7 protein-coding genes are annotated in these 7,809 nt (G+C 35.0%); all 7 read left to right on the top strand.

From position 1 onward, the window contains the following. Window positions 1-381: 381 nt before the first annotated feature. The 7 genes from JCM14209_RS09535 to JCM14209_RS08135 all read left to right on the top strand — a co-directional run bounded on the left by JCM14209_RS09535 (window position 382) and on the right by JCM14209_RS08135 (window position 7,539). Complete coding sequence (locus tag JCM14209_RS09535) at window positions 382-2,166, top strand: M3 family oligoendopeptidase (RefSeq protein ID WP_035520296.1); 1,785 nt, start codon at window positions 382-384, stop codon at window positions 2,164-2,166. A gap of 262 nt (window positions 2,167-2,428) precedes the next feature. Continuing rightward, window positions 2,429-3,739: an MFS transporter gene (locus JCM14209_RS08160; protein WP_025022985.1), complete on the top strand. Its 1,311-nt coding sequence runs from the start codon at window positions 2,429-2,431 to the stop codon at window positions 3,737-3,739. Window positions 3,740-3,943: 204 nt separating this feature from the next. Continuing rightward, window positions 3,944-4,402 (top strand): LytTR family DNA-binding domain-containing protein, encoded by a 459-nt coding sequence (locus JCM14209_RS08155; protein WP_025022984.1) that lies wholly within the window; start codon window positions 3,944-3,946, stop codon window positions 4,400-4,402. A 2-nt stretch (window positions 4,403-4,404) separates the two neighbouring features. Beyond that, window positions 4,405-5,073 (top strand): LiaF transmembrane domain-containing protein, encoded by a 669-nt coding sequence (locus JCM14209_RS08150; RefSeq protein ID WP_025022983.1) that lies wholly within the window; start codon window positions 4,405-4,407, stop codon window positions 5,071-5,073. A gap of 92 nt (window positions 5,074-5,165) precedes the next feature. Continuing rightward, window positions 5,166-6,149, top strand: a complete 984-nt coding sequence (locus tag JCM14209_RS08145) for an FAD:protein FMN transferase (protein WP_025022982.1) — start codon at window positions 5,166-5,168, stop codon at window positions 6,147-6,149. Window positions 6,150-6,164: 15 nt separating this feature from the next. Further along, entirely contained in the window at window positions 6,165-6,911 is a 747-nt protein-coding gene (locus JCM14209_RS09785) for a CPBP family intramembrane glutamic endopeptidase (RefSeq protein ID WP_025022981.1), read from the top strand. Window positions 6,912-7,137: 226 nt separating this feature from the next. Beyond that, window positions 7,138-7,539 carry a hypothetical protein gene (locus tag JCM14209_RS08135; protein WP_025022980.1) on the top strand — a complete coding sequence of 134 codons (402 nt, stop codon included), beginning with the start codon at window positions 7,138-7,140 and terminating at the stop codon, window positions 7,537-7,539. The last annotated feature ends 270 nt before the right edge of the window (window positions 7,540-7,809 follow it).

Below are 7,809 nucleotides of genomic sequence, written 5' to 3'. Positions count from 1 at the left end.
ATCTCAGTTAGTCAATGTCATTACCCTCTTGTTAGGATATGGGAATACTAGCGTTAACGGTAGTAAATAAAATTAAGAAAGAAAGTCTATATTCTTTCTAATAATATAGAATAGTATACGCTATATTCTATATTATTCTACATTTTATATAGCAGAAGAAACTTCAAACGAATGGTTAGAACCCGTTGAATTCAGCGAAAAATAATGAATAAACTAAAAAGAAGTCGAGAGGCTTCTTTTTTTGTATATCTAACGATACTATACATATAGTAAAAAATATCAAATTTGAAAAAGCATAACATCAACATCTTTGAGAAATCCGCTTGACCTATTAATTGAGATTAATTAAACTAATTGTAATATCAAATAGGGGGAATTTATATGAAAGAATATAGCGAAGTTTGGGACCTTGAGTCCATTTTTGCTGGCGGGAGTAATTCTGCTGCGTTTCAAGAACGTTTAGAAAAATTAAAAGTTGAAATCAAAGAATTGGAAGAAAAAATTTCTACTTGGCAAGCTGATGCTGCTGGTTTAAAAGAAATTTTAGCAGTAATGACAAAAGTTGATGAAGGCCTATCACAACTGGGAGCTTTTGCTGAAGCTTTGAGTTCAGCTGATGTCACTGACAGTCAAGCTTTGCAACTTGATAGCCAAGTGATGGCCTTAATCCCAGAATACTCTCAAGTTAACAAGGAATTCCAACGTAGCTTAGCTCAAATTCCTGATGAAAAATGGGAAAGCTTATTAGAAGATTCAGACTTAAAGTCAGTTGCCTTTGTTTTAGGTGAATTTCGTCGTGATGGGGCCAACTTCTTATCAGCGGCAGAAGAAAATATTATCGCACAATTAAAATTAGATGGTCAAACTGCTTGGAGTCGCCATTATGATGTCCTTTCTGGAAATTTAAAAGTTGAACATGACAATAAGCAATTATCTGCGGGTCAAGCATTCAATTTGATGATGGCTTCAAAAGACAACGAAGTTCGCGATCAATTGTTTGAAAAATGGGAAGAAGCTTGGGGTAAAGATGAACAATTGTATGCCGATACTCTTAATCATATTGATGGGGCACGTTTAACAGATCAAAAGCTTCATGGTAACACCGATTATCTCAAAGAACCACGCGAATACAATCGTCTTAAGCAAGAAACATTGGATCAAATGTGGGCGGTGGTTGCGAAAAATAAACAATCATTCGTTGAATACATGAACCGCAAAGCCCAACTTTTAGGGCGTCAAAAGCCAGTTTGGCAAGATCAAGAAGCACCGGTAGTTTTAGGTGATTTTGAAGCGAAGCATTATACTTTCAGCCAAGCTGCTGAATTTATCATGGAAAACTTTGAAAAATTCAGTCCTAAAATGGCCGCGTTAGCGAAAAAAGCCTTTGAAGGCCAATGGATTGAAGCCCAAGATAGACCAAACAAGCGCGCGGGTGGTTATTGTACTGGTTTTCCAGAAAATCAAGAATCACGGATTTTCATGACTTTTGGTGGATCAGTTAACGAGGTCGCAACTTTAGCTCATGAATTAGGACACGCTTTTCATAGTTCAGTGATGTGGGATTTACCACACTTGAACCAAGGCTATGCCATGAATGTAGCCGAAACAGCATCAACTTTTGCCGAACAAGTCGTTAATGACGCCGCTATCGCAAGTGTTACAAGCAAAGAAGAAAAGATTAACCTCTTAGATCAAAAGCTTCAAGGGGCATTGGCAATGTTCTTTAATATCCATGCACGTTACATTTTTGAAAGAAGTTTTTATGAAGCAAGACAAACAAAAGTGTTAAGTCCAAAAGAAATTTCTGACTTAATGGTTAAAGCACAAAAAGAAGCCTTCGCAGATAGTTTGGCTAACTGGCATCCCCATTTTTGGGCCGCTAAGTTACACTTCTACATTGATGATGTGCCATTTTACAACTTCCCATATACTTTTGGTTATCTCTTTAGCCAAGGGATTTACGCGCAAGCTAAAAAAGTTGGTGGCAGTTTTGAAGATCAATATATCGCCCTTTTACGTGATACAGGCGCCATGACAACCGAAGAATTGGCACAAAAACATCTTGGTGTTGATCTTACAAAAGCTGATTTTTGGCAAGCTGGAATCGATACGATTTTAGAAGACGTTAAGGAATTCATGGAATTAACTGAAGAATATGTAAAATAATTAAGAAGCAATGTCATTTGGCATTGCTTTTTCTTTTTCTTTAACTTTTTGGGAAAATAACTGGAATAGATATTTTTCATGCGATATAAAGCGTTAATAACAGTGTATAGAAACGTTTAGGTGGAGTTGGATAAAAAAGACTAGTAAGGAGAAAAAGAAGGTAAATAAACCTGTTTTTTGAAAATAAACCATATGTATGATACCCTATTAATAGAATATATGTAAAGGAAGTGTTTTAGAGGTAGAGTTATAACTACCCGTTATGCAGAATTACAAATTTGCACCATTTTCAGATGTGCACACCAAAGTTTATTTATCAATAATTTTAGGCCAAATTGCTTGCGGATATGCTCTTGGAATTTCTGGTCCAGCACTCACAACTGCTGCAGATGTGATTAATATTTCTGATGTTTGGATGGGATTAATTGGAGCTGGAAGTCTAATTGGCCTTGCAGGATCAGCAATTGTCGGACGCTTGGGCGATAAAGTCGGGCGGGCCGGGTTATTGATGATTAATATGTACATCTTTACCATATTATCACTTTTACAATTAACAACGAATAATCTTAGTTTATTATTTGTTTTGAGAATTTTGATTGGCTTAATGATGGCAGTTGATTATACTGTTGGGAATGCCTTACTAGTTGAATGGCTTCCTGCCGGAGAAGATAGTAAACGCCAGAGTCATTTATTATTTTATTGGACAATTGGTTTTATTTTAGCCAACGTTTTAGGAAGTTTGATGAATAATTTTCCTTCATTATGGCAATGGACATTTGCAAGTTCAGCTGGGATTGGATTAATCACTGCAATTTTTAGAACAGTGGTAAAACTTCCTAAATCGCCTACTTGGTTAGCAAGTCAAGGAAAAGTAAAAGCGGCTGAAAGAACAATTAAACGCAATTTAGGTTTTAAGTGGTCATTACCCAAGAAATTTAAGTTACCCGCTAAAAAAGAGGGAACTGTTTCATGGACAGATTTATTTTCTAAACAATATTTGAGAAAGACATTAGTCGGGAGTATTTTTTATACTTGTCAATCATTTACATTTTTTGGAATTAGTACATTCTTGCCTCTTTTAATTGAAGGGATGGGAATTAAAAATCCAGATGTATCAACGTATCTTTATGATACAGCAATGCTTGCAGGAGTGTTATTAGGAACATTTTTCTTTAACAAAGTTTCAAGAAGATTTTTCTTAGTTTCAGGATTTAGCGTTGCAGCAATTACATTAATTAGTTTAGTAATTCTAGCACACATTGCTATTCCGCTTAAATTAACAATCTTCATGATCTTTGCAATTGGCTTATCGGCACATTTAGTCTTGGATTACACGTATACTTCAGAATTGTTCGATGTTAAAATTCGCGCAACCGGAGTCGGAACATGTATTACTGCTAGTCGCTTTGGGGCGGCTGCCGGAACATTTTTATTACCAATTCTTGCAAATATTGGTGGGGCTAGATTAACAATGATGGTGTGCGCTATTCCGATGATAATCGGAGCACTCGTTTGTTTATTCTTTGCACCGGAAACAGGAATTGTTGATAAAGAAGCAACTAATGGGAGATAAACGAGCAAATTATAATATTTAAGTTTGTTTTGCTAAAAATATATTTAAAACGTCATAAAAACATTGGAATTTCCATGTTTTTATGACGTTTTTATTATGAAAATCACTTACCACTTACTTTCAAAAAATGACCGCTTACGCTTCAGATAGTTACTAATGCAGCTAAATAAGCTAAAATAAAAACATGAAAGGAGGGATTAAAAAATGAAAATCAAATTGGAATTTGATGATGAAATTTCAGAAGATGAAGTGATCATCAAAGCTAATCAAGATAGTTCCCAACTTCAAAACCTATATTCAATGCTACAAGCTGAAGTAACAAAACAAGCTCAGCAAGCGCAAATAGAATTTCGCAAAGAAAATCGGCGTTGTGTTGTGGATGTCAAAGATGTTTTATTTTTTGAGACCTCTGAAAATAAGGTGTTTGCGCATACGCAAAATGACTTTTATCAAGTTAATGCGAAGTTGTATCAATTAGAAGAGTGGCTTGGGGATGATTTTTTACGGATTTCTAAGTCAGGAATTGTAAATGTCCCGCAGGTTATGGCTTTTTCTAAATCGGTCTTGGGCAATCGAATCGAATTTTTTGATAGCCAAAAAGAACTATACGCTTCAAGGCGGTATGCCAAGAAATTAAATGATAAGTTGAATGGAGGAAAATAATTATGAAAGTAAAAAATGTTATTGGTGGACTTTTGTTAATTGGATTAGCTGTTTTGTTAGTGATTGGAGATTCGAGTTGGTTGGGATGGATTCACAACATTGATTTCTTCACTGTATTTTGGGCAGTGCTTTTTGTTTACGCAGTGGTCAAGCGTTCTTTTTGGACGGCAGTAGTATTTTTTGCGATTGTGGCGACCGATTTAAATGATAGTTTTCATATTTTGACAGTTAATAATCTTACGCTTGTGATTGCGATTTTCCTTATCGCTGCAGGAATTGCAATGATTTTCAATGTTCAAGGAAAAAATGATTCAGGGATTCGTGAAAAATATGATGTTGACGCAAGTGACGTTGATATTTTCAACATTTTTGGGACCACAACGCGTTATCTTCACACTAAAGACATTGATATGATGAGTCTTTTTGGGACAACTAAACTTTACGTTAACATCAATGATGACCTTACAACCGATTATGTGGATGTCGATATGTTGAATGCTTTTGGCACGACAATCTTATATATCCCTCAAAGCTGGAATATTGACGGCGACGGGGTTGTGTCACTTTTTGGCTCCGATAATGTTTATGGTACCAAAAATCAAACTGACGCTCCAAGCATTCGCGTACAAGGCCTCAATCTCTTTGGCTCCGTTAAAATCAAACGTATCTAAAACAACAAGACGCAAAGTATTTACTTGCGTCTTTTTTAATTTCTAAAAAAATTGTTATAATAGTAAGGATTAGAAATTTTCGAGGTAAGTAGATGCAAAAAACAAAAATAAATCAAACCCCAAGAACTAAGAGTTTTCGCGGGTTAGGAACCAATATTCATCTTACAATTTATGGTATTAGCGATGATTATATTTTAGATAAATCTAATGAATTAATTCAAAAATTTGAAGATCAACTCACAGTTAACCGCACGCAATCTGAAGTGATGGCCATTAATTATGCGGCGGGGAAAAAGGCTGTGAGTGTCAGCGAAGCTACTTACAAATTAATCAAAAAAGCTATTGAAGTCAGCCAACAAAACTTGGGCTTTAACGCTTTGATTGGCCCGTTGGTTAAATTGTGGCGGATAGGCTTTAGTGATGCCCATTTGCCAAAAGATGCTGAAATCAAAGACCGCCTGCAAAAAATTGATCCGAAAAAAGTTCAACTCGATGATGAAAATTTTGCGGTGTTCTTATTAGAAGAAGGTATGGAGCTTGATTTAGGTGGGATTGCCAAGGGATATATTGCTGATAGAATCAAGAATTTGTGGCAAGCCTATGATGTAACTTCTGGAATCATCAACTTGGGCGGTAATCTTTTGTTGGTAGGAGAACAACCAGTCAATGATGATCATTTATGGCGCGTAGGGGTGCAAAATCCCCATGATGTTAGAGACAAAGCGATTGGGATGGTAATGGTGCCAGAATGTTCGGTTGTTACCAGCGGTATTTATGAACGCCATTTTGAAATTGACGGCCAAGATTATCATCATATTTTAGACTCAAAAACCGGTTATCCCAGACAAAATAATCTCAGTAGCGTGACAGTGTTTACGAAAAAATCAATTGACGGTGAAATTCAAACGACGAATTTATTTTTTGCGGGCCAACCGCTAAAAGATTGGGGCAAGGATAACCCTGATTTTTTAGGTGCGGTCTTTGTGACGAAGGACAATGAAATCTATTTGAGTAAATTTAAATCCAAAGATTTCTATGTTTTATCTGATGATTATCACCTTAAAAATCTAGATTAGAAAGGAAGAAAAAATTTGTTATATAAAAGTTGGAAGCGCCAATTTTGGATCGACCAGTTGATTAAGCTCCCTTTGAAATTTGTCGGGATGCTGCTGTTATATTCAATCACTCAAACAATTATTTTTGAAAGTGCTAGTATTTTTACGCAGAAAAAATACGTTTTAATGCATCACAATATCTCTGCTTTAACGATGGTGTTGGTGCTGGGAATTTTGATTATCATGTGGTTATTTGGGACGTTTATTGTTCCGGCAGTTTGGCGCGTTTTAGAAAATCATAGTCGCCCCTTTTTCAAAGCGGTTGTCTGGGAAATCAAAATCATCCCTAAACGCTGGCAATTCTTTTTGAAAAAATGGAAGCAGTTATTGCAAAATCCCACTTTTTTAAGAACCTTATTTTTAACGTGGTTTGTGATGTTGATGTGCATGGGAATCTTAATGAATGTAACCCAACAAAATTCAACCGCCAATCAAGATGAATTGGATGCGATTTTAAAAGGAGCGCTCGGACAAAAAATAGCCCTTAACATCATCGCAATTGTGGTTGCACCAATATTTGAGGAAACCATTTTCCGACATTTAGTTGTCCAAAGTTTATTCAAATATGAAGGATACTTGCCAGATAGTTTATTGGACGCAATTGCCTTAATCGTGTCAGCTTGCAGTTTCGGTTTATTCCATCAACCCGCAAACTTCGTTGAATTCTTCTTGTATTCAATGATGGGAGCGTTCATGTTTTGGATGTATCGCCGCTATGGCTAGAAGGATCGGTATCACTACACATGTTAAACAATACCGTGGCTTCGGTGGGATCGTTGTTTGCGCTGGGATTAATGATATAAAACAAAAAAGATAGTAGCTCAGTAAAAAGAGCTACTATTTTTTTAGAATAAGAAAATTTTAGTTTTTGTTTTTATAGTAAAATAGAATGAAACGAAAGTAGTAGACTCAAGCACATTCTTATAAGACATAGAGGAAATTATTATTAATGTATAAATTAAAAGAAATAAAAAATTATCAAGTAACACGTGATTTAATTTTTGAAAGCGAAAACACAGGGATTACGTATACTGTTTTTGATGATGCTGATATTACTGGAACAAATCAGTTTTCGTTTGTAAGAAAAGGAAAAAAATATCATTGTAAATTTAAGATATTTGGAGAAATCAATCAAAACGGAGAAAAGTTCACTGTTGAAGGAAAAAGAGAGAACATTGGACATATGAAAGTTAATAAATTAAGAAATAAAGATGGAGATGAATTTTATTTTCATTTAAGTGAGGATTATAATTCTAAAACAGTAAAAATAGATGTAAGAAGATTAGATTTGATAGCTGTTAATGATGTAATTCACGATAGAAGTATAGAAGCATTTGTAGAAGAGGGATAACTAATGAACTTGGAAAATAAGGATAGATAAGGATGAACGACTATATTTTGAGTTAACAGATGAAGAAATGACTCAAATCGATCAATTAAATAAAAATGTCCGTTATTATAATGCAACTTTAGAACAACAAGAAGCCCAATTTAGTGCGTGGAAACCGGCTGATTAATCGGAAGAGTTAAACAGTTTCATCATGAAACTGTTTTTTTGTACCATTAAACATATATATAATGAATAATAGATAATCCATAAAATATATATATATAACACAAA

Source organism: Ligilactobacillus hayakitensis DSM 18933 = JCM 14209 (assembly GCF_000615845.1).
GTDB lineage: Bacteria > Bacillota > Bacilli > Lactobacillales > Lactobacillaceae > Ligilactobacillus > Ligilactobacillus hayakitensis.
The sequence above is the reverse complement of the archived record's forward strand: the minus strand, read 5'-3'. Positions and strand labels throughout refer to the sequence as shown.

Coding starts and splice junctions, on each gene's coding strand:
- JCM14209_RS08160 (WP_025022985.1), top strand. CDS start 2,429: ATGCAGAATTACAAATTTGCACCATTTTCAGATGTGCACACCAAAGTT.
- JCM14209_RS08145 (WP_025022982.1), top strand. CDS start 5,166: ATGCAAAAAACAAAAATAAATCAAACCCCAAGAACTAAGAGTTTTCGC.
- JCM14209_RS08150 (WP_025022983.1), top strand. CDS start 4,405: ATGAAAGTAAAAAATGTTATTGGTGGACTTTTGTTAATTGGATTAGCT.
- JCM14209_RS08155 (WP_025022984.1), top strand. CDS start 3,944: ATGAAAATCAAATTGGAATTTGATGATGAAATTTCAGAAGATGAAGTG.
- JCM14209_RS08135 (WP_025022980.1), top strand. CDS start 7,138: ATGTATAAATTAAAAGAAATAAAAAATTATCAAGTAACACGTGATTTA.
- JCM14209_RS09535 (WP_035520296.1), top strand. CDS start 382: ATGAAAGAATATAGCGAAGTTTGGGACCTTGAGTCCATTTTTGCTGGC.